Source organism: Pyrinomonadaceae bacterium, from assembly GCA_036277115.1.
Taxonomy (GTDB): domain Bacteria; phylum Acidobacteriota; class Blastocatellia; order Pyrinomonadales; family Pyrinomonadaceae; genus UBA11740.
Genome location: DASUNM010000002.1, coordinates 192,672 through 215,985 on the forward strand (window position 1 = coordinate 192,672; position 23,314 = coordinate 215,985).

Annotated in this window: 26 protein-coding genes and 1 tRNA gene; 8 read left to right on the forward strand and 19 right to left on the reverse strand. The window is 56.7% G+C overall.

Translation table 11 applies throughout. The features are described from left to right. Nucleotides 1-169 precede the first annotated feature (169 nt). Together VFX97_00855 and VFX97_00860 are read right to left on the reverse strand one after the other, a co-directional pair. A complete protein-coding gene (locus VFX97_00855) occupies nucleotides 170-724 on the reverse strand; it encodes a hypothetical protein (GenBank protein HEX5701748.1) in 555 nt (184 codons plus the stop codon). 130 nt (nucleotides 725-854) lie between these two features. Then, complete coding sequence (locus tag VFX97_00860) at nucleotides 855-2,633, reverse strand: DNA polymerase (protein HEX5701749.1); 1,779 nt, start codon at nucleotides 2,631-2,633, stop codon at nucleotides 855-857. A 236-nt stretch (nucleotides 2,634-2,869) separates the two neighbouring features. Between VFX97_00860 and VFX97_00865 the strand changes: the two genes are divergently transcribed. Then, a complete protein-coding gene (locus VFX97_00865; protein HEX5701750.1) occupies nucleotides 2,870-3,394 on the forward strand; it encodes a hypothetical protein in 525 nt (174 codons plus the stop codon). 56 nt (nucleotides 3,395-3,450) lie between these two features. On the opposite strand, the gene VFX97_00870 is transcribed toward VFX97_00865, so the two are convergent. From VFX97_00870 to dxs, 10 genes are all read right to left on the reverse strand, one after another. Continuing rightward, nucleotides 3,451-3,759 carry a cupin domain-containing protein gene (locus VFX97_00870; protein ID HEX5701751.1) on the reverse strand — a complete coding sequence of 103 codons (309 nt, stop codon included), beginning with the start codon at nucleotides 3,757-3,759 and terminating at the stop codon, nucleotides 3,451-3,453. Between the two features lie 15 nt (nucleotides 3,760-3,774). After that, nucleotides 3,775-4,035: a hypothetical protein gene (locus VFX97_00875; protein HEX5701752.1), complete on the reverse strand. Its 261-nt coding sequence runs from the start codon at nucleotides 4,033-4,035 to the stop codon at nucleotides 3,775-3,777. A 62-nt stretch (nucleotides 4,036-4,097) separates the two neighbouring features. Continuing rightward, nucleotides 4,098-4,526 carry a preQ(1) synthase gene (queF, locus tag VFX97_00880; protein HEX5701753.1) on the reverse strand — a complete coding sequence of 143 codons (429 nt, stop codon included), beginning with the start codon at nucleotides 4,524-4,526 and terminating at the stop codon, nucleotides 4,098-4,100. Further along, nucleotides 4,526-5,311 carry a rhomboid family intramembrane serine protease gene (locus tag VFX97_00885; GenBank protein HEX5701754.1) on the reverse strand — a complete coding sequence of 262 codons (786 nt, stop codon included), beginning with the start codon at nucleotides 5,309-5,311 and terminating at the stop codon, nucleotides 4,526-4,528. The genes queF and VFX97_00885 overlap by 1 nt, the downstream gene beginning before the upstream one ends. 111 nt (nucleotides 5,312-5,422) lie before the next feature. After that, on the reverse strand, nucleotides 5,423-6,892 hold the full coding sequence (locus VFX97_00890) for a dicarboxylate/amino acid:cation symporter (GenBank protein ID HEX5701755.1): 1,470 nt from the start codon (nucleotides 6,890-6,892) through the stop codon (nucleotides 5,423-5,425). 132 nt (nucleotides 6,893-7,024) lie between these two features. Further along, a complete protein-coding gene (locus VFX97_00895; protein ID HEX5701756.1) occupies nucleotides 7,025-7,903 on the reverse strand; it encodes an NAD(+)/NADH kinase in 879 nt (292 codons plus the stop codon). 135 nt (nucleotides 7,904-8,038) lie between these two features. After that, nucleotides 8,039-8,800, reverse strand: coding sequence for a TlyA family RNA methyltransferase (locus VFX97_00900; GenBank protein HEX5701757.1), 762 nt, complete (start codon nucleotides 8,798-8,800; stop codon nucleotides 8,039-8,041). Nucleotides 8,801-8,916: 116 nt separating this feature from the next. Beyond that, nucleotides 8,917-9,174 (reverse strand): hypothetical protein, encoded by a 258-nt coding sequence (locus tag VFX97_00905; protein HEX5701758.1) that lies wholly within the window; start codon nucleotides 9,172-9,174, stop codon nucleotides 8,917-8,919. A 221-nt stretch (nucleotides 9,175-9,395) separates the two neighbouring features. Further along, nucleotides 9,396-9,995 (reverse strand): hypothetical protein, encoded by a 600-nt coding sequence (locus tag VFX97_00910; GenBank protein ID HEX5701759.1) that lies wholly within the window; start codon nucleotides 9,993-9,995, stop codon nucleotides 9,396-9,398. 182 nt (nucleotides 9,996-10,177) lie between these two features. Further along, complete coding sequence (gene dxs / locus VFX97_00915) at nucleotides 10,178-12,097, reverse strand: 1-deoxy-D-xylulose-5-phosphate synthase (GenBank protein ID HEX5701760.1); 1,920 nt, start codon at nucleotides 12,095-12,097, stop codon at nucleotides 10,178-10,180. Between the two features lie 230 nt (nucleotides 12,098-12,327). On the opposite strand from dxs, the gene VFX97_00920 reads away from it, so the two are divergent. Continuing rightward, nucleotides 12,328-12,834 (forward strand): Spy/CpxP family protein refolding chaperone, encoded by a 507-nt coding sequence (locus tag VFX97_00920; protein ID HEX5701761.1) that lies wholly within the window; start codon nucleotides 12,328-12,330, stop codon nucleotides 12,832-12,834. 186 nt (nucleotides 12,835-13,020) lie between these two features. On the opposite strand, the gene VFX97_00925 is transcribed toward VFX97_00920, so the two are convergent. From VFX97_00925 to VFX97_00935, 3 genes are read right to left on the reverse strand one after another with little or no spacing between them, the layout of a single operon-like run. Next, nucleotides 13,021-13,443, reverse strand: coding sequence for an arsenate reductase ArsC (locus VFX97_00925; GenBank protein HEX5701762.1), 423 nt, complete (start codon nucleotides 13,441-13,443; stop codon nucleotides 13,021-13,023). Further along, nucleotides 13,436-14,113, reverse strand: a complete 678-nt coding sequence (locus VFX97_00930) for an MIP/aquaporin family protein (GenBank protein ID HEX5701763.1) — start codon at nucleotides 14,111-14,113, stop codon at nucleotides 13,436-13,438. Before VFX97_00930 ends, VFX97_00925 begins: the two co-directional genes overlap by 8 nt. Next, nucleotides 14,110-14,625, reverse strand: a complete 516-nt coding sequence (locus VFX97_00935) for an ArsI/CadI family heavy metal resistance metalloenzyme (GenBank protein HEX5701764.1) — start codon at nucleotides 14,623-14,625, stop codon at nucleotides 14,110-14,112. Before VFX97_00935 ends, VFX97_00930 begins: the two co-directional genes overlap by 4 nt. A gap of 56 nt (nucleotides 14,626-14,681) precedes the next feature. Between VFX97_00935 and VFX97_00940 the strand changes: the two genes are divergently transcribed. The 6 genes from VFX97_00940 to VFX97_00965 all read left to right on the forward strand — a co-directional run bounded on the left by VFX97_00940 (nucleotide 14,682) and on the right by VFX97_00965 (nucleotide 18,757). After that, nucleotides 14,682-15,242 carry a GNAT family N-acetyltransferase gene (locus VFX97_00940; protein ID HEX5701765.1) on the forward strand — a complete coding sequence of 187 codons (561 nt, stop codon included), beginning with the start codon at nucleotides 14,682-14,684 and terminating at the stop codon, nucleotides 15,240-15,242. 36 nt (nucleotides 15,243-15,278) lie between these two features. Beyond that, nucleotides 15,279-15,668 (forward strand): metalloregulator ArsR/SmtB family transcription factor, encoded by a 390-nt coding sequence (locus tag VFX97_00945; GenBank protein ID HEX5701766.1) that lies wholly within the window; start codon nucleotides 15,279-15,281, stop codon nucleotides 15,666-15,668. Nucleotides 15,669-15,679: 11 nt separating this feature from the next. After that, the gene (locus VFX97_00950) at nucleotides 15,680-16,096 is read left to right on the forward strand and encodes a hypothetical protein (GenBank protein ID HEX5701767.1); all 417 of its coding nucleotides are present in this window, start codon (nucleotides 15,680-15,682) and stop codon (nucleotides 16,094-16,096) included. 53 nt (nucleotides 16,097-16,149) lie between these two features. Next, a tRNA-Ser gene (locus tag VFX97_00955) sits at nucleotides 16,150-16,240 on the forward strand. Between the two features lie 162 nt (nucleotides 16,241-16,402). Continuing rightward, nucleotides 16,403-17,905 (forward strand): glutamate--tRNA ligase, encoded by a 1,503-nt coding sequence (gene gltX, locus VFX97_00960; protein ID HEX5701768.1) that lies wholly within the window; start codon nucleotides 16,403-16,405, stop codon nucleotides 17,903-17,905. Between the two features lie 210 nt (nucleotides 17,906-18,115). After that, nucleotides 18,116-18,757 carry a nuclear transport factor 2 family protein gene (locus tag VFX97_00965; GenBank protein HEX5701769.1) on the forward strand — a complete coding sequence of 214 codons (642 nt, stop codon included), beginning with the start codon at nucleotides 18,116-18,118 and terminating at the stop codon, nucleotides 18,755-18,757. A gap of 648 nt (nucleotides 18,758-19,405) precedes the next feature. Here VFX97_00965 and hutI read toward each other — a convergent pair. The 4 genes from hutI to VFX97_00985 all read right to left on the reverse strand — a co-directional run bounded on the left by hutI (nucleotide 19,406) and on the right by VFX97_00985 (nucleotide 23,239). Beyond that, nucleotides 19,406-20,665 carry an imidazolonepropionase gene (gene hutI / locus VFX97_00970; protein ID HEX5701770.1) on the reverse strand — a complete coding sequence of 420 codons (1,260 nt, stop codon included), beginning with the start codon at nucleotides 20,663-20,665 and terminating at the stop codon, nucleotides 19,406-19,408. 15 nt (nucleotides 20,666-20,680) lie between these two features. Next, the gene (locus VFX97_00975; protein HEX5701771.1) at nucleotides 20,681-21,100 is read right to left on the reverse strand and encodes a hypothetical protein; all 420 of its coding nucleotides are present in this window, start codon (nucleotides 21,098-21,100) and stop codon (nucleotides 20,681-20,683) included. 161 nt (nucleotides 21,101-21,261) lie between these two features. Next, nucleotides 21,262-21,678, reverse strand: coding sequence for a hypothetical protein (locus tag VFX97_00980; GenBank protein HEX5701772.1), 417 nt, complete (start codon nucleotides 21,676-21,678; stop codon nucleotides 21,262-21,264). A 115-nt stretch (nucleotides 21,679-21,793) separates the two neighbouring features. Further along, nucleotides 21,794-23,239 (reverse strand): APC family permease, encoded by a 1,446-nt coding sequence (locus VFX97_00985; protein ID HEX5701773.1) that lies wholly within the window; start codon nucleotides 23,237-23,239, stop codon nucleotides 21,794-21,796. Nucleotides 23,240-23,314: the final 75 nt, after the last annotated feature.

Consider the following 23,314-nt stretch of genomic DNA (forward strand, 5'->3'; position numbering starts at 1 on the left):
CAGTGAATTAGTCGCACGCGGCGGCCGGATTATATGACATGTTTCCCTCTCTCCTTCTGGGAGAGGGATGGGGTGAGGGGCGAAGCTAGCGCGAAGGCAAAAAACGAAAAATACTTCTTTTCAGCTAACGTTCGGACCCTTACCTAACCTCTCCCAGAGGGAGAGGGAACTATCGGCCCTCCACGATTTTTCGCACGCTCCTGAGCATTATCAAACGAATCAGCCCGCTGAAAGGCCGCACAACAAGCCAATAGACAAGAAACTTTCGCCGGCTGGCCGGGTCGCCACATGTAACTCGGGTCTCAGTCCTAAGAAGGGTCTGTCCTGGGGTTGGTTCGCTAACGCTAAAATTCCAGACGCCGCGGGCAAATCCTGCGCTCACCGGTCGATCAAAATCCGGCCGATTAAATGGCGAGACATTCCCGGCGGGCCGCCAGAACCTTCCCGTTATTCCCAGGACAATCTCATCGTCCGGGTTCTCAGCGAGCAGACCAAAGCCGGAGTCCATCAGAGTCTGCATTGTGATTTGACGATTCTGCGGTATCGCGCAGGGACGGGCGATGTATCCCGGAATGGAACGCAACGCGAGCAGCGACTTGATGATGACCGATTGACCGAGATCGGCAGTCCTGAGTTCGCGATATACAGTCGCGCGCGACGCGTTAATGACTATGCTGTGAATTTCGACCGCGTCAGGTGTGGGTGCGAATGAATCGATCAGCATATTGGTACGCACGCCTCCGGCGTGCTTTCAACGCGGTACGCACGCCTCCGGCGGGCTCTGAACCGGCGCAATCATTAGCACGCCGGAGGCGTGCGTACCCAATAGCACGCCAGGGGCGTGCGTACCGCCATTACTTTGTCCACTCGCTGGCAATGTGAGATTCAACAGTAACCGGGACGTTGTGCACGTATTCTTCGCCGGCAGAGATCATGGCGCGCTCGACCTTCGCAGCCACGGATTCGGCCTCGCCTTGGTTAACTTCGACGACAATTTCGTCGTGGATGATGTTCACGATTTGGGCCGACGTGTCGCGTAGTTCGTCGTTCAGCAGGCGTAGCGCGCGTTTTAAGATGTCAGCGCTGGTCCCTTGAATTGGCGCGTTCTTTCCGTTGCGTTGCGTCATAGAAACCTGCTGACGATCTGATGGGTCGTAGTTGAAGCGAACCATACGTCCGGACCCGGTGCGCGCCTGCTTTTCATCCACGGCGCGATTCGCCGATTCTCGCAAATAAGTATCTAAGCCACGGTAGGTCGAGAAGTAGCGGCGCAGGATGTTTTCAGCGTCCGACACGCCGACGCCGGTCATCAGCGAAAACCTGCTCGCGCCGATGCCGTAAACGACGCCGAAGTTTAAACGCTTCGCGAAATCGCGTTGCTCTTTCGTGACCTGATCCTCAGCGACGCCGAACACCTGGGCGGCGGTGACGCGATGCAGATCCGCGCCGGACTTGAATGCATTCGTGAACGCTTCATCGCCGGAAAACTCGGCCAAGATGCGCAGCTCAATCTGCGAGTAGTCGGCGATGATCAATCGCCGCCCCTCCGGATAACCCGTGAAGCAGCGACGATACTCAGCCGCGTGCGGCACCTGTTGAATGTTCGGATTAGTGCAGGCGAAGCGGCCGGTCGGCGCGCCGATCTGACGAAAGTCTGCGTGCAGGCGGCCCGTCTTCGGATTGATGAACTCAATCATGTTCTGGCCGTAGCTGGTCAGGGCCTTCTGCATCGTGCGGTACTCAAGGAGCTTGGCCACGACCGGATATTGCAACGCGAGCGGCTGCAACTTCCAATTGCGCGTCGAGTCGGGAAGGGGAATGCCAAGTCGATTCAGCGCTTCAGTCACCTGCTGTTGTGAATCCAGATTGATGTTCGCGCGTGGCGGTCCAAACAGAGAAGCCTGCGCGGCGCCTTCGCCCAGCATCTCCTGCAATTCGTTCGCGAGTTCCCCGCGCCGCTCCTCAACAATCGCCAGTTGTTCGAGCCAGCGATGCTTGTTCATGTAGAACCCGGTCAGCTCGATGTCAACGACCGGCATCACGCAGTCAAATTCGAGCTTCGCGCAATCAATCAAATCGTTCGACTTGATCTTTTCCACCAGCTTTTCGCGCAGCGGAATCAACACCGCGGCGTCGCGCGCAGCGTACTGCAACTGCGACTCGGAAAGTTCGAACTCCCAGTTGCTTAATCGTTCTGATTTATCGACCGCTTCGTTCAGGTAACGACCGGCGATGGCTTCCAGGCCATGCCGCTCTTCGATGTCGCCGGCGGACACGAGCTGGCTGGCGAGCAGAGTGTCGAATAATCCACCGATATCAACGCCGAAGTTGTGCTTGATGAACTTCGCGTCGAACTTTGCGTTGTGGGCGATCTTGATCGGACGTGCCGACGTGATCAACCTGCGGAGCGGCGCCAACTCGTCACTCTGCTTCAGATCGAAACCGGAAAACTTGTCGAGATCGATGATGAAAACATTTTCGTTGGTCGCCAGTTGAATCAGCCGCAACCGCGACACATATGGATCGAGATCCGTGGTTTCCGTGTCCAGACCAATAACCTGTCGATTTGCGAGTTGATCGACGGCGCGGCGGAGTTGTTCCGGGGTGGTGACGAGTTCGTACTGCGTGTTCATGGGTCAGGGAGATTTAGCCACAAACATGAGGTCAGTACCACTCGCGTGAGCGAGTGGGACAAACACTGCACTCGGAATGAGTCCTTATCCCACCTGCTGACGCAGGGTGGTACTGACTGGTAGAATCGCAGGCAATCAGTGCGTCTCAATTCGGCATATTTCTCCGGAAAACAACTTTGCCGGAGGCATGCAACAAAACGCGATGATTTGACGCTATCTGAATTGAGGAGATGTTTATGAGAAGCGTAATCAGACTAGCCGTCCTGTGTACGGCTTTGCTATTCACAGCGCAGCTCGCGGCTCAGGATGCGACCGCCAGACTTGAGCGGCTGAGACAGGAGCTGAACGAAGTTCAGTTGAAAGAAACCGAATTGCGCGCGCGGCTGGCACAACTTAACGAAGCGATCAAACCCGAAAATATCGAGCGGTCGCTGGCTGGTGTGGGCTCGACGCGTCCGGAAGAGTTGCGCGAGCATCGGCGCAAAACGTTGACAATCGAAAGAGACGGCGTCGCGAAACAATTGCAACGGCATGAAGAGCGGCGCATGACTCTGGAAGCTGCCATTGCCGCTGCGGAAACTGAAGCTTATCACCGTAGTGCTCAGCCAGCGTCACCGGCGCAAATGTTTGTTTCAGCGAGCGCTGAACCATCGCGTTTGTGGGTTGCTTTACCGGTTGGACTCGCTGTTTTGTTGGTTGGCGGCGCGGGGGCGATTGTGGTCGTCCGAAAGAGATCTCGTAAGGTCGGATCCGGAAACTAGCCGAACGTGTGGGACGGGAAAGCCTCGGGGACGCGCCACCCTACCGACTTCTCACGTCAGTGCTTCGCGCCGATTAGATATGTCACCGGCTCGTCACCGGGTACAAAAGCCGAGTGCATTGTGTTGGCAGGAAGATAGTCTCGATCGCCGGCCCGCAGCCTGTAGGTCTCGTGTCCCACCCGCAGCTCAAGTTCACCGCTGAGAATCCAGTGCGACTGATCTTCGGAATGAGAGTGCGGACCGTACTTTGTTCCCGGCGCGTCAGTCCATTCGAACACACTGTAACCTTCGTCTTGCAGCAGCGCGCGTAATTCCGCGGGATTGGGCGGGCTCGCCTCGCCCCAGTGTTCAACTTCAATGTTCATGATTTGAGTTTAGACCTAACGTGAGGAGGGTCGGCGATTAGTGTTTGACCGTTGATTGGTCTGCACTGCCGGACGACGCGCGGATGAGGATGACGAGGAAAACCAACCTTGCCACCAGCCTACTGCGCCACCCGCAACCAGCATGAAGACCAGCGCCATCGCAAACGCGAATTTTAGTGCCAGTCGCAGCACGCGCTTCGCGATGATCAGGAAAATCCCGCCGACAATGACGAGGAGGAAAAGTATTGCAACTGTTGTGATTACGGATTCGTTCATCACTGCTCACTGCTCACTGCTCACTGCTCACTGCTCACTGCTCACTGCTCACTGCTCACTGCTCACTGCTCACTGCTCACTGCTTTCTTGTATTCGGCCTTGACCGTGGTTTTGATGTTCCCGCGGACGTTAAAGTCGCCTTCAATTTCTACCTTGAGCGGATCGCACGCCTTCACAAAATCTTCGAGGATCATGTTGATGACGTGCTCGTGAAAGACCTTCACGTCGCGAAAAGAGTTGATATAGAGCTTCAGACTCTTCAGCTCTATGCAGCGCTCGTTCGGAACGTATTCGATTCGAATCGTGGCGAAGTCGGGAAAGTCTGAGAAGGGGCAGACGCAGGTGAACTCAGGAATCTCGAACTCGATCTTGATTTGCTTGCCGGGGAACTCGTACGCGAACGTATCCAGCGGATAGAGCTGCATCTCTTCGCGCGGGGTTGATTGAATATTCAGGCCTTGTTGGTTGGGTGCGGATATTGGCGCGCTCATCACTGTTCATAATACCCGCGCGGGGCTTGAGAATCACTGGTCGAACGGCCGATGGTGAAAAACTTAATAAGAACCAATCCGGCGACAAACCCACCGATGTGCGCGGCGTAGGCCACCCCGCCCGCCTGGCTACCGGAACCGAGCATGCCTAGGCCGTTGATGATCTGGAACACGAACCACAAGCCGATCGCGACAAACGCGGGAACCGGGGTTATGAAATACGAGATAAGTACCGTCACCTTCTTCGTCGGAAAAAGCAGCAGGTACCCGCCAAGCACGCCGGAAATCGCGCCCGATGCGCCCAAGCTGGGAATCAGCATGCTCGCTTCCTGCGATGCAAACGCGACGGTTGTGAACACATGGGCAAGACTCGCCAGCACGCCACAGACCAGATAAAAGATTATGTACCGTACGTGGCCTAGTCGGTCTTCGATGTTGTCGCCAAAGATCCAAAGAAAGAGCATGTTGCCGAAAATGTGCGCGATGCCGCCGTGCATGAACATCGAGGTGATCAGCGTGAACCAAACCGGAACCAGCGTCGGTTGCAGGCCAGGTATTTCCACGACTTGCCCGGTGACCGGATGCTCGAGCGTTCGATTGGGTGTGGTGATGTCGCGGCCGCTGATGATTTCCGCCGGGACGGTTGAGTATGCGTAGGTGAAATTATCGTTTGAGCCGAGCCCTTGCAGAAATACGAACACCAGTAGATTGATGCCGATCAAAACGTAGTTTACGAACGGCGTCGTGTGGCGATCTGTGTTTTCGTCACCTATCGGAAAAAGCATGGCTCAATCAGCGTATCTTCAGCGGGAAAGTTGCGCAGGCTGTTTCAGTCCTGTGTAGAAATCTTCATGCTGCCCATCGGCATGCTGTACGCCATAGCGTGCGTACCCGACCTAAGTCGCCCGCCCGACTCCCGCGCGGACAATGGCCGGATCATGAGGCTTTAACAGCTCATAACCTTCCGAGCGCGCGACGTAAGTTGCCGCGGTGATATCTCCGGTTACATTCAGAGTTGTGCGGCACATGTCCAGGATGCGATCGACGCCAAGAATGATCGCAATCAGCGCCGGATTGACGCCAATCGTCACCAGGACGCCGATGATGAAGGGAATCGACCCGGAAGGAATTCCCGCGGTACCCACGCCACCGAGGATCGCCAGATACACCACCATCAACTGTTGGCCGATCGTCAGATCGACCCCGGCAAGTTGCGCGAGAAACAGGACCGTCACGCCTTCATACAAGGCGGTGCCGTTCTGATTCGCCGTGGCGCCCACGGTCAAAACGAAGCTGTTGATTTCCTGCGGGACGCCCAGGTTCTGTTCCGAAACACGCAAAGCCGTCGGCAGCGTTGCGTTCGAAGATGAAGTAGAAAACGCGGTGAGGATCACCGTCTTGATGCGCCGGAAGAACTCGATCGGCGACAGGCGCGACAAGAGCCACACCGACAATGAGTACACGCCAAACATGTGCAGAGAGAGTCCCACCAGCACAGTGACGACGAACCATCCGAGCGCCTGCAACAGGTCAAGACCGAAGCGCGCCGTGTTATTGAACAGCAGGCACGCGACCGCAAACGGCGCAAACTTCATGATCATCTCGATGATCTTGGCCGTGATTTCATAGAGCCCTTGCATGAAACTCAGGAAAGGCGCGGTTACGCTTATGGGCAGAAGCGTGACGGCAATACCGATCACGAGCCCGAAGAACATCAGGTGGAGCATGTTCGGATTGGCGGGCTCGGTTGCCTGGCTGGGATTTGACGGTACGCCCGAGATTGCGGCGAAAGGATTCGATGGCACGATCGTCTCAACCACCTGCATCAGAGGCGTTTTAACTGTGGCGCCCTTCTTCGCTGCCTCGACCTGCTTCGTCGCATCTGTGCTGTAACGTGTTTCAAGCGCCGCCCGGGTTGCAGGATCGACGCGCGTACCCGGCTTGATCGTGTTCGCCAGCGTCAGGCCGATGACCACCGAGATCGCCGAAAGAATTAAACAGTAGGCAAACGATTTCACTCCGACTCGCCCCAGTTTTCGGATGTCGCCAATGCCGGCAACGCCGACTACCAGAGAAGCAAAAACCAGCGGCACCACGATCATTAACAGAAGGCGAAGGAAAAGCTGGCCGATAGGATTTGTGAAATGATCGATCACCCAAGCGACGCGCGGATGGTCACCTCCGAAGATCGCATTGACGGTAACGCCGGCAACGACACCGACTGCCAGCCCGATTAGAATGCGCGTGTGCAACGCCAGGCCTTTAGGCTTGTCCGGTGTTTCCGCGTCGAGGTCGGTGGTCAGCTCGCGTTCAAATGCGTCGGCATCGAGTTTCGCTTTGGTTGGTTTGTCTTTTTTATCGGCCATGTCGTTTTCAGCCTCGCGTTTGGAGTTCGACTCTCACGCCCTCTCTAGCGAGCACCACGCCAGATGCTCGCGCGGGAACCCCGCTTGGTCGGGCTACTGCCTACAAGCTCACTGCACACTGCACACTGAGTACTATCGTCCCCACTTTAATTTGTCGCGCAGCAGATCAAAGTAGTTCCGATTCTTGGGCTGCACCAGATTAAAGCTGGTCTTGCTTTTGCGAATGACGACGCGATCACCGGCGGCCAAAGGGAAACCAACCTGACCATCCAGGGTCAGGGCGACTTCTTCCTTTTCGGTCTTCAAACGCACCTCGATCAATGAATCGTCAGGTACAACGATGGGCCGGTTCGAAAGCGTGAACGGACAGATGGGCGTGATGACGACCGCGTTCATCGAAGGAAAAATAATTGGGCCGCCGGCCGAAAGATTGTAGGCCGTCGAGCCGGTCGGCGTCGCCACGATCAGGCCGTCGGCGCGAAATGAATTCACGAATTGTCCATCCAAATATGTTTCGATCTCGATGATGCGAGCGAGGGCCGACTTGTTAACGACCACGTCATTCAGCACGCGATTGCGAGTGACAACGTCGTCGCCGCGACGCAACTCAACCGACAACATCAGGCGCCGTTCCACTTTGAAGTCGCCTGCGAGGATTGCCTCGAGGGCAGTGAACAGTTCTTCGATGCGAAACTCGGCGAGATAACCAAGTCCGCCATAGTTCACACCCATGACGGGCACTTCGGTGTCGCCGATGAGGCGGGACGTCGCGATCATCGTGCCGTCGCCGCCGAGCACCAGCATGAGATCGACTTGTCGCGCAATCTCATCGTTCTCAATGATCGGGACGGCGCAGCCGGTTTCGTGCTCGATGCGCTCATGATCGAGCTCGGGTGTTCCGACAAGGCTGACGTTTAGTTTATTGAGCCACTCAGTGAGGCGACAAAGCGTGGCAAGCGCATCCGGCTGATGCGGTTTAACGACAACGCCGATGCGTTTGAGGGCGGGCATGTCGGTCTGCGAGTGCCTAATTAACCACAAAATTGAGGTCAGTACCACCTGCGGTAGCGGGTGCTTGATCTTCCCTATCAAGAAGCCTGGTTCACCATCAGCCCAAAAATAGATGTTTGTTCGTGACGGCTTGGATCAACGACCCGCGACCGCCGGTGGTTCTGACCTCACGTACAGCGCAAGGAATTCCACATTGCCGTCGGCGCCTTTAATGGGAGATTCGATTACACCAGTGGTTTTTAGGCCGAGCGATTCGGCAGCCGCATTGATTTCCTCAACGACGCGCTGATGCTGCGCGGGATCCTTCACGATGCCGCCTTTACCGATTTCGCCTTTGCCTACTTCGAACTGCGGTTTGATTAGCGCGACGATGCGACCGGACTCGGTCAGAAGGGGAACAACCGCGGGCAGGATCTTCGTCAGAGAAATGAAGGAAACGTCGATCGTCGCGAGAGTGAACTGCTCATCAAAGTCGGACGGTTTGAGGTAACGCGCATTGACGCCCTCACGCACCGCCACGCGCGGATCGTTGCGAATTTTCCAATCGAGTTGATTGTGACCGACATCAATTGCGATCACCCGTCGCGCACCGTGCTGCAAAAGGCAATCAGTGAATCCGCCTGTTGACGCTCCGACATCGATGCAGAGCAGGCCATCGACGTCGAGCTTGAATTCGCGCAGGGCGGCGTCCAGCTTTAATCCGCCACGACCGACATAACGGGATGTCGCCTCGTCCTTGATTCTGATGTTTAGGGATTTGTCGAAAAGTTCTGAGGGCTTTCGGACAAGTTGCTCATCGACCAGCACCGCGCCGGCCATTACCAGCGCCTGGGCCTTCGTGCGTGAATCGGCCAGACCACGATCGACGAGAAGTTTATCAATCCGCTCGCGCGGCATGCGGTCATCGTATCAGAATGAGATCTCAAATTTGAGATCTGAGATCTGAAATCTGAGACTGAGATCTAAAATCTGTTTTGAGATCTCTGGCCCTCCCTAACGGTCGGGCTTCCGACTCAGCGCCGCGCGCCCTGCATCACCGCCCGCGGCGAGTCGATCAGCGACAGCTCTGCCGCGCACGGTTTGCAAAGCCAAACCAGGACTCTTGGGGCATCGACCCAATAGAACGGAGATACTTTGGTGGCCATCTTCACGGCGTCGTCACTTTGTAGTCGCTGAAGTGCCTGAATAAAGAATATTCCGTTGTAGGTGTCGCCATCGGTTCCGCTGTCACGGTGGCAGCATTCGCGCTCATAAAAAAATTGCCGCTTCATAGGGGTGCCTTCCTCTCGCGCCGCACCGCGCGAGCACACGAAAATCCGGGTCAGTCGGGCTGCTTATTAAATTGAGGAAGGGGCGGGCGAACCAGGAAAGGGCAAAACTTGCTGTACGCCTCAGGCGGCATAATGCCACGCTCGCCCAAGGCGGTCAATACTCAAATTGTTGTGACTGAAATGCCGACGATTTGACCGTGAAAGTACGGGCACCAGGCCACTCAAGGATTTGGACCGGTGAAGAGATCCTCGATGCTGCTGGCGGTGGTTCTTCGATTTCGTCTCATGGGAGTCTCTGAATCTGCCGGCTGCACCCTGCGCTTTCGGACGAGTTTGGCGGCGTCCTGAGTAGGTTCGCGTTTGACTGCGGCAGGCGGGGCTGGTTTCCGATCTGCGTCTTCTCGTTTTGCGATCTTTGGCGCCTCGTTTTTAGGAGCCGGCCCGTCAGCGGGTATGACTGAAGATGTTTCCGGCTGAACCGGAGCCTGAGTCTCCGTGTCCTTTGCGTTCAATTCCGGGGCGATGGCAACCAGAGGCGGATCGGTCTTGGCCGGCGTCGAAACATTTGGCAGCGCCTGCTGCTGCGTAACGGACGGAGTCGTGTCACGCCGTCGCTCAAAATAATTGACCGCGATGGCGCCCAGGGCGCCGCACAAAGTTGACGCCAGCAGCAGCGGCAACAGAATTAGAACCTTGCGTCGTCCTTCGGTTTTCCGAGCGCCTTGGATCGGCACCACCTGCCGCGCCGTGGCGATCGTCGCATCGTCATCGAAATGCGGCGGCGGGAGTGTCAACGGAACTTCTATTCTCGAGGTGCTCATTTCATCACGGACGCAACGGTCCGACGCGTTTAGATGCAACTCTAAGGCCTCACGTTTCTAAGTTGTAAAAGCGTACTGCGGTTTGAGTTGTGAGGGTTCTCACAGCGATGGGAGCGCTCTAGTGCGAGATTGTGGGCCCGCCCGCTACTGCAGGTGGTTCTGACTTGGTGCCGGATATGGGGTCAGGCAATGACCTTATGGTGCTGCGCGCGGCGATCGTCGAGGACGTCAACGGCTTCTTTGACGCGCGTGTAAATCCCATCCGAATCGAGGCCGTACTTGGCGAGCAGTAGTTTCGCATCACCATGCGTCACGATGCGGTCGGGAATCCCCATGCGAACGAGGCTGACCTTGTCCTGAAGTCCGTTTTCTTCCAGCAACTCGAGAATGGCGGAGCCGAAGCCACCCGCCAGGTAAGCTTCTTCCACGGTGACAATCAGGCGTTTGGTGCGCGCCAGCGCCAGCAGTAGAGCACTGTCGAGCGGCTTCACGAATCGCGCGTTGATGACGGTGGTTTCAATGCCGTCCTTCGCCAGATTCGCAGCGGCTTCAAGCGACGGATGCACCATCGAGCCATACCCGACGATTGCTACTTCGCCGCCGTCCCGCAGCAGTTCGGCTTTGCCGATTTCCAGCAACTGCGGCGGCTGATCGATGGGCACGCCCATACCGTTACCGCGCGGGTAACGCATCGCCGCGGGGCCGACGTGCTCGATCATCGTGAACATCATGTCGCGCATTTCGCCTTCGTCTTTCGGCGCCATCACCACTATGTTCGGAACGCCGCGCAGATACGCGATGTCCAAAAGACCGTGATGCGTCGGGCCGTCGCCGCCCGCGATGCCGCCGCGGTCCAGGCAGAACTTAACGTTCAGATCCTGGATGCAGACATCGTGGACCAACTGATCGAACGCGCGTTGCAGGAAAGTCGAGTAAATCGCGCACACCGGCTTCAGTCCTTCGACTGATAATCCGGCGGCGAAAGTAACGCAGTGCTGCTCGGCGATTCCGACGTCAAATGATCGCTCGGGGAACTTTTCCAGCGCATCGCAAACACCGGTTCCGTCCGGCATGGCGGCGGTGAGGGCGACGACCTTCTCGTCCCTGGCCATCAACTCGCACAACGTTTCGCCGAACACTTTGGTATAGGTTGGCGCCTTGGCCGCCGACTTCACCGGCTTGCCTGTTTTCAGATCGAAAGGACCGGTCGCATGCCACTTGTAGTAATCGTTTTCCGCTGCCGGGTGGCCTTTGCCTTTGGTCGTCAGCGCGTGAACGATGACGGGGCCGTCTTTGATTTGCTTGGCTTCGTTGAGCGCTCTGACCAAAGACTTGACGTTGTGTCCGTCTACGTAGCCGATGTATTTGAAGCCGAGTTCATTTACGAGCGCACCCGGCAAAACCGCCGAGGCAATCGCATCCTTCATCGTCTTCGCCGCGTGATGCAGCGCTCCGCCGAGTGCGGGAATCGAGAGTAGCGTCTCTTCCACTTCGTCTTTGAAGCGGTGATAACCATGGGCTTCGCGAATGCGATTGAGATAACCCGTCAAGGCGCCGACCGCCGGCGCGATCGACATCTCGTTGTCATTGAGCACGACGATCAGACGCGTTTTCAAATGACCCGCTTGATTGACGGCTTCCATCGCCATGCCGCCCGCCAGCGATGCGTCGCCGATCAATGCGATGACGTGATGATCTTCGTTTTTGCGGTCGCGCGCGATTGCCATTCCGAGCGCGGCGGAAAGGGAAGTAGAGGCATGGCCCGCCCCAAAGGTGTCGTACTCAGATTCATCGCGGCGCAGGAAACCGCTGATGCCGCCATACTGCTTCACCGTCGGCAAAAGGTCGCGGCGCCCCGTCAGGATTTTGTGCGCATACGCCTGGTGGCCGACGTCCCAAACCAGCCGATCGTGAGGCGTATCGAACGCGTAGTGCATCGCCACAGCCAATTCGACAGCGCCCAGAGAGGCTCCCGTGTGGCCGCCGACACGCGCCATCGTTTCCAGAATGTGCTGCCGAATTTCTTCGGCGACTTCTTGTAATTGATCGACTTTCAGCCGCCGCAGGTCTGCGGGCGATTCGATGTTTTGAAGCAATTTCATGCGCGCGAGATTGTAAACGGTAACCTGACGTTTCGCTATCGAAAACAGAGTAATGCCCAGCCAACCGTTGACGCAAGCGAGGCGCACTCCGTCACTGGCATGTGGCAAGCCACACTCAATTAGTTTCGACCCTTTCGGCCCGCCGCGCGTCTAAGTGCTCGCTGAGGAGCCTTCATTTGGTTTCGGCCCAAAATGCGCCGAATGAACTATTAGGTAAAAGGAGTAATGAAATGTTTGAAAAGATAAGACTTTCGAGCGCGGCGCTGATCGCCGTGCTAAGCGTGTCGGGGGCAGTTGTGGTGGCTCAGGACCAACAACCGCCCACGACTGGCACTCCCCAAATTCAGAAACAGAATCGAGGCGATCGGTTAGAGCGCCGCGGCAAACGGCGTGAGATGCGGGGCCAAAGGCTCGGCGCCGGGTTGCGCGGGCTCGATTTAACTGACCAGCAGAGAGAACAGGCGCGGGCCATCATGCGCGCCAACTTCGAGAGCCACAAGGCGCAGATCGAAGAGCTCAAACAACTGCGTCAAAAAGGACGTGACGGGTTGAGTGACGCGGACAAGGCGCGGGCAAAGGAACTGCACAATCAACTTCGCGAATCGAGGATGAGCGCGCGGAACCAGCTGTCTTCACTGCTGACCACTGAGCAGAAGATAAAGCTAGAAGAGCGGATGAAGAATCGCCGCGAACGCCGCGAGCGATATGGCCGGAAGGGAATGAATCGGCCTATCTAGTTCTTCACTTCACGACAACACACGCTGTCAGGTTCAGAACCTGGCAGCGTTTTTCTTTGGGTGCGTAACGCAGGCGGGGCAGTAGCCCGACCGTCAGGGAGGGCTTCAAACACATGATTAAAAATGAGCCCTCCCTGACGGTCGGGCTACTGCCCCGAACAGCAAAGCGAGTTACACCACCAAGTATCACTTGCCTTCACTCGCAATGAAATCCTGAATTCTACTCTTCAAGTCATCGCGGGCTTCGCGAAAAGCTTCGCGCTGCGCTTCATCGTCGCCGATCACGACGGGATCCTTGATGCTCCAGTGAATTCGTTTGGCGTCCCCGGGAAACGTCGGGCAGTACTGCGCGGCGTGGTCGCAAACCGTAATCACGTAATCGAACTGCGTTTCGAGAAATTCATTTAGCGACTTGGAGCGATGATGCGAGATGTCGATGCCCAGCTCTTTCATCACCGTAATCGCGTTTGGCCGGACGTAACTCGGCACCAGACCGCCACTGAAAACCTCAAATCGATCGCCACCGAAGTGACGGAGTAAACCCTCTCCCATCTGACTGCGCGCGACGTTCCCGGTACACAGGATGAGCACTCGTTTCTTGTCAATCATTGGATCTCCTTCGTGGCTCGGCCGCGATAAGCCACCGAGCAAGCAGCGCGGCCGCCCCAGCGCCGAGCAGTTGAGCTAAGACAAACATTGGCACATCAGCGGGCCGGATGCCGGTGAACGTATCGCTCAACGATCTAGCCAGAGTCACCGCCGGATTCGCGAACGACGTAGAAGCGGTGAACCAATACGCGGCAGTTATGTACGCCGCCACCGCAAATGCAATCATGCGCGGTTGGAGCGTCGCGCAAATTCGAATCACAAGCACCAGGCCAAGCGTGGCAACAAACTCGCTGAAAAACTGCGCTGGGCCGGTGCGCGTACGCGAAGAAAAAAAGATCGGCGGCAAGCCGAACATCAGATTTGCGGTAACGACTCCGCCGATGGCGCCCACTATCTGCGCGAGCACATAAACGACCGCGTCACGCCAGCCGATCTCGGAATGTAAAGCGAAGCTGAGCGTAACCGCCGGATTTAGATGCGCGCCCGAAATCGGTCCGAGAGTCAGAATCAGTGCGACCAGGGCCGCGCCGGTGGCGATGGTGTTAGACAATAGCGTCAGCGCGACATTACCGCCGGCCAATCGCTCAGCCATAATCCCGGAGCCAACTACCGCCGCCAGCAGCATCGCCGTGCCGAGGATTTCCGCGACCGCACGTCGTGCCAGACTCACCGCGCGATTTCCACCGGAGCAGGCGCGCAACAAGACGTCGCAGGTTGCACATCCGCGTCTGCCGAAACTGCTACATCGGTGCTGCATTCGCACGGGGCCGTTTCGGCGAGATTGTCCTGCAGGACCACAAAGACTTCCCACTCGTTGCCGTCCGGATCGCGCACCCAGGTTTTGTCCTGCGTCGCGTAGCAACAGTTCGTCTGCATTTCATCTCGCGTCAAAAGCCCGGCTTCGTGCCATTTTTGCCGCGTTGCCAGCACATCCTCAGTCGAGCGCACCTGAATACCCAGATGCGAGAGGGCGCCGCGATTCGGCACGCTGCCCTGGTTCAGAGTGAAGTTTAGCGGCGGGTTCTGAAGGTCGAATTTCGCGTATCCGGTGCGAACCTTGCTTGGCTCGATCCCAAACAGCTTTCGATAAAAGTCGATGCTTTCCGTCACGTCTCTCACGTTCAACGCCAAATGAGCCTTCAAGGCATTCACTGCTACTCCGTTTTCAATGTTGCTTTCCATCGCAATCCTCCTCTAGAATCATATTCGCGTTCGCGAATGTGAAGCCGATGATAGCCATGCAGGACATATCTGTCAAGCCGAATATGAGCGACTGCCGCACCGAGGGGATGACGGCTGACGATTGGTCTGCGGTGCGGTCGATTTATCTGGAAGGAATTGCGACCGGCCAGGCGACTTTCGAAACGGCGGCGCCTTCGTGGGAGATGTGGGACGCGGCGCATTTGCCTTTCGCGCGACTGATTGCGCGCGATGATCGGGCCGTCATTGGTTGGGCCGCACTGAGCCCAGTATCGCGACGCGAGGCATACAAGGGCGTCGCGGAAGTTAGTGTCTACGTTGCCGAGAACAGTCGCGGCCAAGGTGTAGGGCGGACGCTGCTCGACCAACTGATTCAAGATTCGGAGCAGAATGGAATCTGGACGTTGCAGGCTGCTGTGTTTCCTGAAAACGCCGCGACCCTCGCTCTTCACAAACGCTGTGGCTTTCGAGAAGTTGGCCGCCGGGAACGGATCAGTACATTGAATAACATCTGGCGCGATACGGTTTTGCTCGAGCGGCGCAGCGAAACAGTTGGAGTGAATAAATCAACATGCGTTGACCACAGAACTGACGTTTAGAGGCGGGCTACTGCCCACCGCTTTCCGAATGAGTCTATGAGCAAGACTTACGACATCGAGAATCTTTTCAAAGCGCTTGCCGATCGCACGCGTCTCCGGCTGATCAGTTTGATTGGCGATTCGGAAGTGTGTGTCTGCTTTCTGGTAGCAATTCTTAAGACCAGCCAACCGAAGATTTCGCGGCACCTTGCATACCTGCGCCGCGCGCAGATTGTGGATGCGCGCCGTGAAGGAAAATGGATGCACTACCGCCTGATCGATCCACCGGACGACCACGCCGCTCGTATTTTCCGCGAAGTGCGCGCATCGCTTGCCGAATATCCTGAGTTGCAGCGCGACCGGGAGAAGCTCATGCAGATCTGCTGCGCACCCCAGCTTCCTGTGCAACTGCGCCACGCGCCAAAACCGATCGAAGTCGCCGCCTAGTCTGCTTTCCCATGACCGCGCTTGAACACAATAAATACCTAGCCATAGGCTTTGGGATCTTCGCAGCGTTATTCGGACTTACATTCTTGCTCCTGATGTTCGTGACCCTCGGCGTCTTCGTCGCTTTGGGTATTTCTTTCGCGAACGAAACCGGCGACGCGAATCAGGCCGGCATCGGAGTTTTGGGCGGCGTATTTACGGTTGTCTTTTATGTTGTCCTGGGCTTGCTCCTCGTGTTGCCGACCGCGGTGGCCGGCCGCAAACTGTGGAAATTGGGGCGCGGCGCGCGCGGCTGGGGCATCATCGCCGCCATTCTGGTCTTCTGGGCTTTTCCGGTAGGAACGTTCCTGGCGATTTACGCGCTGTGGTTCCTGTTCAGCACGGAAGGGCGGAAGTTATACGCCGGTGTGAAGCCGACTCTGCCGTGACCTACCTTGACTTTGATTCTTCGCGCCTTAGAATAACTTTTCACGGATCGCGCGGAGATGTGGCCGAGTGGCTGAAGGCGGCGGTTTGCTAAACCGTTATAGGTCAAAAGCCTATCGCAGGTTCGAATCCTGCCATCTCCGCCAGACTTTATTCAGTAGTCAGTGGTCAGTTGTCAGTAGTCAGTTGAACGCGCTTGTTGCTGGCTTCTGTTTCTGCTTGCTGGCTATTTTTGTTGTTAGCGAAGGTGGCGACCCACAACCAACTGACCACTGACCACTGACCACTGACAAACTGACAACTGACCAATGACTACGAGAGTTCGCTTTGCTCCTTCACCAACTGGCTATCTGCACATCGGCGCGGCGCGTTCGGCGCTGTTCAATTGGCTGTACGCACGCAAGACCGGCGGCAAGTTTCTGCTGCGCGTCGAAGATACGGATCTCCAGCGCTCAACAGACGAATCGACACGTTCGATTATCGACGGTTTGAAGTGGCTTGAGCTCGACTATGACGAAGAGATAGTTTTCCAATCGGATAATGCCGATAAGCATCGCCTCGCGGCCCGGCGTCTGGTGGAAGAAGGCAAGGCTTATCGCGACTTCACCCCGAAAGAACAACGCGATGACAAAGGGATTAAGCAGGACATCGCCGACCGCGCCCGCGCGCACGCCGCCGAAGGCCTCGATCAGCGCAGCAATCCGTATCGCGATTTGCCACTGGCAGAGTCGGATGCCCGGGCCGAGGCGGGTGAGCCCTTTGCGATTCGATTGAAAGTCTCGCGTGAAGGCGCGTCGCGCTTCACGGACATTGTTTACGGCGAGCAGGAACGCACTCATTCCGAAATTGAAGACCTGGTGCTGCTGCGATCCGATGGCCATCCGCTTTACAACCTGTCGGTCGTGCTCGACGACATTGAGATGGGCATCACTCATGTGATTCGCGGCCAGGACCACCTGACGAACACTCACAAACAGATTCTGCTGTATCAGGCGTTCGGCTCGCCTGTCCCGCAATTCGCGCATTTGCCGCTAATCCTCGCGCCAAACAAGGCGAAGCTATCCAAACGAAAGCACGGCGAAGTTGTTTCGCTCACCACTTATCGCGATCGGGGCTTTGTGCCCGCAGCTTTTCAGAATTTTCTCGCGCTGCTTGGTTGGTCGCCGCCGGACGAAAAAGAGGTTCTGTCGCGTGATGAACTGATCGAGAAGTTCTCGCTGGAAGGCATCGGCCGCGCGAATGCCGTCTTCAATTTTCAGGAGAACGATCCGCGGCACTGGACTGACGACAAAGCGCTTTGGATGAACGCTGAGTACATTCGCACGATGCCGCTCAGCGAATTGCTGCCGATGGTTAAGGAAGAACTGCGGGCGGCGAGACTTTGGCGGGAAGAATACGATGAGGACGAGCGCGACTGGTTCGAAAAAGCGGTTGAGCTAATCCGCCATCGGTTCTTTACGCTCAAGGATTTTTCTGCGCAAGGGCGCGCCTACTTTTCAGAAGACTTCGACTTTGATGAAGCGGCGGTGAAGAAGAATATTTTGAAGGAGCCGCGTCTGAAGGAGCTGCTGCCGTCGCTGGCCGACCGCCTGGAAAATATTGAGCCGTTCAATGCGACGACTGCCGAAGAAGCCTTGCGGGCTTTCTCAGATGAAGCCGGCGTGAAGGCGGGTCTGCTGATTAACTCTTCCCGCACAATGCTCACTGGCCAGGCCGTGGGTCCATCGATGTTTGAAGTCTTCGATATCATCGGCCGCGACCGTTCCGGAACGAGGCTGCGCAGCCAGGTGCCGTGGCATGAGTTCTCGTAGCATAAGCTTCAGCCGGTAACTCGGTACGCACGCTTCCAGCGTGCTTACTCTTTGGCGATCAAGCACGCTGAAAGCGTGTTTACCCTCTTAACGAACACGGAGCAAGTCTGGGCCACTCCCATCCCATAAATAATTAGCCGCAATTCAGTTGACTTAGTTTAGAATCGTCCCGCACCGTGCCCCCGCGGCTTTTAACTGAGGATTATATAAATGAAAAGACTCTTCGTGGCAGCTTCAGTTCTGATCTCATGCACCGGTTTCGTGTTCGCGCAGAACTCGAATTCATCAACCACCGACCCGAACATGTCCCCTACCACGCGTGAACGCCAGGTGGCGCCCCCGCGGCCGTCGCCGACCCCCAGGACCGTCACTAAAACGCCGGCTTCTGATCCGAAGCCAAGCGCGACTCCACGTCAGGGAGCAACGGGCGCGGTCTCACCATCAGGCTCAGTGCTGGCTGCCTTTAACAGTCTGCTCGATGGAATTCGCCACGCGGATGTGAAGGCAGCAACGAACGCGTATCAGAACACACCGCGTCTTCTGCTCTTCAACTACAACGGCACCGTGACCAAAGGTTGGGACCAGCTCAAGGCGAACCGCGAAGCATCTTATCCGCAGATGAAAGACGTGAAGCTCGACGTCCGCGATGTGCGGGTGACGATGCTTAGCCCCACCTCGGCGTTTATTACCTGTCAGTGGACGCAGTCGATGACCTTCAATGGAACTCCTGAGACGGACAACGGCCGGATGACGATCGTTTTCCGGAAGATTGGCAAAGACTGGAAGGCCGTTCATCTGCACACCTCGCCGGACAGCACGACTGCTTCGGAGCCGGCTACGCCCAGGCCTTAGAGCATCAAAGTAGTTTATTGACATAGGCTGTGCCCACGGTTATAAGCGGCCGGTTACGTTCCTGCGGCGCCCTAGAGCCGTTGTCCGTCGTCTTTATCTTTTTCGGGGAGGGAACCTCCACCTCAGCCATGCACGCACTATTGGTGGGTTTGGTATATCTCTTATGACGGTGGAGAGACCTGGACACCGACGGGAGACATGTTCTATGCGGGCTGTTTTTTAGACGATTTAGCTCAACGAAGAATCCTGAGAATCCGTGGTGCAAATGAGAAAGCCGCTCGCGATCGGTCGCAGAGCGGCTTTCCGGTGTACTGTTGGGATTGACCTGGGCTCCGGACCTTCGGAAAGAAGGTGTCACGGTGACTTACTCAGGAAAGCAATCCGAACAACCGATTGTATCCTGAGGCTAGGTCTCAGCCACCTCACTGTGATTAGAACTCATATATTTTTAGATCACCTCCTTTCCAGTGTTATGCGGATGATAAGAAAGAAGTGCGGAGCCGTCAATAAAAAATTTTTGGATCGAGAGATGACTCGCTCTCAGTGTCTCTGTGAATTCTCTGTGACTCTGTGGTGAATACCTTCTTCGCGATATTTTCACCACGGAGGCAAACAGAGGAACCCGCGCACTCCCTAAGGGTCGAGCTACTACCCCGCGCGAGCAAACGCTAGCTTGCCGGACACATACACGCGCCACGGATGCTCAACGCCAAAAAAGTACGGCAGTTCGCGATAGTCGCTACAGTCGTGAATCACGAAATCAGCGCGCTTGCCTTTTTCCAGCGAGCCCACTTCAGCACCGCGCCCGAGTGAGTAAGCCGCATTGATGGTGGCGGCGGTTATGGTCTCAGCCGGCGTCATCTTCATCTGCGTGCAAGCGAGCGAAAGAATCATCGTCATGGAAGGCGTCGGCGATGAACCGGGATTAAAGTCTGTCGCCAGCACGACCGCGAGACCCGCATCGATCATTTCGCGCGCCGCGGGATAACCCTTCGATCCGAGCGCGTAAACCGAGCCGGGCAGAAGCACCGGCTGAACCTTGGCGGCCTTCAACGCACTGATTCCCTCTGCATCGGTGTGCTCGAGATGGTCCGCGGTGGCCGCATTCAGTTCCGCCGCCAGTTTCGCGCCACCTGACAATGAAAGCTGATCCGCGTGGACGCGCAAGCCGAGCCCGTGACAGCGCGCGGCCGAGAGGATCTGCCAGGTTTCATCATTTGTGAAGACATCTTCTTCGCAGAAGACATCGCAGTATTCCGCAAGCTTCTCTTCAGCGACGCGCGGCAGCATCTCGTTGATCAAGAGGCTGACGTACATCTGCCGCCGCGATTTGTACTCAAAAGGAATATCGTGCGCGCCGAGAAAAGTGGGCACGTAATTGAGCGCCGTATTTTCGTCGAGCTGTCTGATCGCACGCAGGATTTTCAGCTCGTCTTCCAGCGTCAGGCCATAGCCGGATTTCGCTTCGACGGTGGTCGTGCCACACCGCAGAAACCATTCAGCGTAATGCTTGCCGGCTTTTACTAAATCGTTCAGCGAGGCATTGCGGGTGGCGCGGACGGTTGCGCGAATGCCGCCGCCGCCGCGCGCAATCTCGCGATAAGTCGCTCCGGCAGTTCTTTGTTCGAATTCGTTCGCCCGGTTACCGGCAAAGACGGGATGAGTATGGGCATCGACAAAGCCGGGCAGCACCACGCGCCGGCCGGCGTCGATTACTTCGCAATCTGAATCAACGAGAGCTTCTATTTCACGGCGGCGTCCGACGGCTTCAATCCGATCGCCGCGGATGAACATCGCGCCGTCTTCAATAATCGCAAGCTGACGCAGATCGCCGCCCGTGCGAGGCCGGTGGGCGCCCGCAACCGTAACGAGCTGTGCACAATTAATTACGGCAAGCGAGTTTGACAAGTCTGGACGTGCTTTTCAGTTTTCTTTGTAGAGCGCCGCTCCGGCCAACGTGGCCAGAATGTAAACAACCAAGCCCCAGCCGATCGTTATCAGAATCGAGTTCACCGGCATACCAAACATTAGTCCATGTAAAACTCCCGTATACAGGTAAATGCCGAACCACGCGAACAGAGCCGCGATGATTGCGGTTTTGGGACCCGCGCCGAACCTCGGCCTGATCGCCGCATATCCGAACACGATGACGATCCCCAGCAACAGAGTTCCGCCGACCGCCGCGATCAAGAAACTGGGCCCAGGGTCCCTAAAATTGTGCTCGGCAAAGAACGCCTTTGTCTGCGCGCCCAAAAGGACATCGTGCAGAACGACCTCTCCGGCGTTCAAGATTATTCCGGTCACCAGACCGCCAAGCAGAACGCGTCCAATGTTAATGTTCACTGGGGTCTCCTCCTGAGTTCACTGTGAGTCGGTTTCGTCAGCGCGAATCGCGATTAAAGGATTGCGCCAAGTCTACTCCAAACGGACCGGTGGGCGCCCGCAAGGGTAACCAGCGGTGAATAATTAAATTATCGCGGGTGAGTCGGCAACCCTGAAATCCGTCACACTTCTTTGTACAGCCACGCGCCGGCAATCGCGGCGATTACGTATTCACCCAGGCACCACCCGATCGCGATCACCAACGAATTGGTTGGCTGCTGGATCAGTAGTCCGTAGATTATGGAGCAATAGAAGCAGACGCCGAACCACATCACCAGCGCTGCGATCACCGCGGTCTTAGGGCCGGGTCCCATGCGCGGGCGGATGAGGGCATACAGCCAAACCATTACTATGCCCAACAAGAACGTGAGACCGATCGCCACGGCCATGAATAACGGGGCCGGTTCGGTAGGGAAGTTGTGACGACTCGCCCATTCAACCATTGTCGCGTGTAAAATCACTCCATTCAGCACGAACTCGCCGATATTCAGGACGAGGCCAGCTACGAGACCGCCAAGAATCACGCGTCCATAATTCATCTTTGTTCTCCTATCGGGTAAAGAGTACTGAAGTGTCCCGCTTGCGCGCGCGTTCTATCACAACGGCCAGACGAAAACCAGCGTTCTTCCAATCGGCCGCGTGGGTTGTAATGGGCTATCCGTCCGACGAGAGAGACAATCCAGCGGCGGCCTTCGAAGAACGTTTGCCGCGCACGGCGTAAAGGACGACGCCGATGACGTTCGCAATCAAAACTACCGCGAACACCTTCAAGGCGAATGCGCGCGGCTGGGCCACAGCTTTGATGGGAAACATTGAGTAGAAGCCTGCGATCAGGGAGACGATCAAGCCGGATGCTGAGGCGATCTTCAGCCACAGCGGCGCCTTGGCCCCGAATCGTCGAATCGCGACAAAGGGAATGGCGAAGAGTACGACGTAAATTAACGCGTAGAACATCGTCGCGGCGTTGTCCTGAATCTGGAAAGCTTCCTCTTCTAGTACTCCGATCAGCGGAAGCAGGCTGAAAGCCAAAGTGATCACGCCGACAAACAAAATGGAATTCACCGGCGTGCGATATCGTTTGTGAAGACGGCTAAACCAGTTCGGGAGAAGATTGTCCCAGCCCGCCACCATGGGCAGACGCGTGTTGCCCGCGAAGTAAATGCTCATCAAAGCGATCTGTCGCGCGGCCACGCCGAAGATCGTGATCGATACAAGGGTCGAAACCCAGCCGAACGAATTAAAGCCCAGACTAAGCACCTGCGGTATCGGACCGATCAGATCAACTTGTTCCGGGGCGACGAAGGCCAGCACTGAGGCAGTTCCCAGCACGAACATCACCACGATGATCGGCGCGGCAATCAATACTGAACGGCTGATGTTTCGCGCCGGTGCGCGACACTCACCGGCGAGGATCGCGATGTATTCAAAGCCGGAAAGCGCGCCCACCGCCAGCTTGCTGAAGACGTTGATGTTTTGACTGCTGACTTCCGGCAAGCTGGTCGCGAACGGATGGTAGTTCGCGAGGTTGCCGGTAATAAAGGGAAGCAGGATCAGGGTTGCGAACGTCACCAGCAGGAACAGTCCGCCGACGTTCTGCACCCACTTGCCGAAAACCAAACCTCGACGCGATGCCGCAATGATCGTGATCGTTAAGGCGACACAGACGCCGATCGTCATCAGCTTGCTATCGTGCATCCACGCGGCCCGCGGACCAATCGCGTAGGCAATGTTCTTCTTAATGATCAAGCCGATGCCCGACATTACTGAGATGCCAAAGATCCAAAGGTTCCACGCCACCATGAACGCGATGAAATCGTTGAACGCGACCTTGGCCCATTGATAGACGCCACCTTCAAGCGGCGCGAGGCGATTCAAAAAGATCACGACCGCCGCCAGAGGCAGATAGAAAGTGATGATTGCCAGCACCCAGTACGCCATCTGATGGCGTCCGAGTTGCGCGGCCCAGCCCACCCAAATTGTGCCGACGACAAAGACGACCTGCGTCAGCACCAGATCGAACAGGCCAAGTTCCTTTTTCAGCGACGCGCTGCGCGCTTCTACCTGGTGTTCGACGGTGGCGAGATTTGTCTGCGTTGTCATGAATCGAGGGACGGATCCGGTCGCATCCACCACCCCACGCGGGCTGCCCGCGCGGGGATCCCGGCCGCTCCCGGT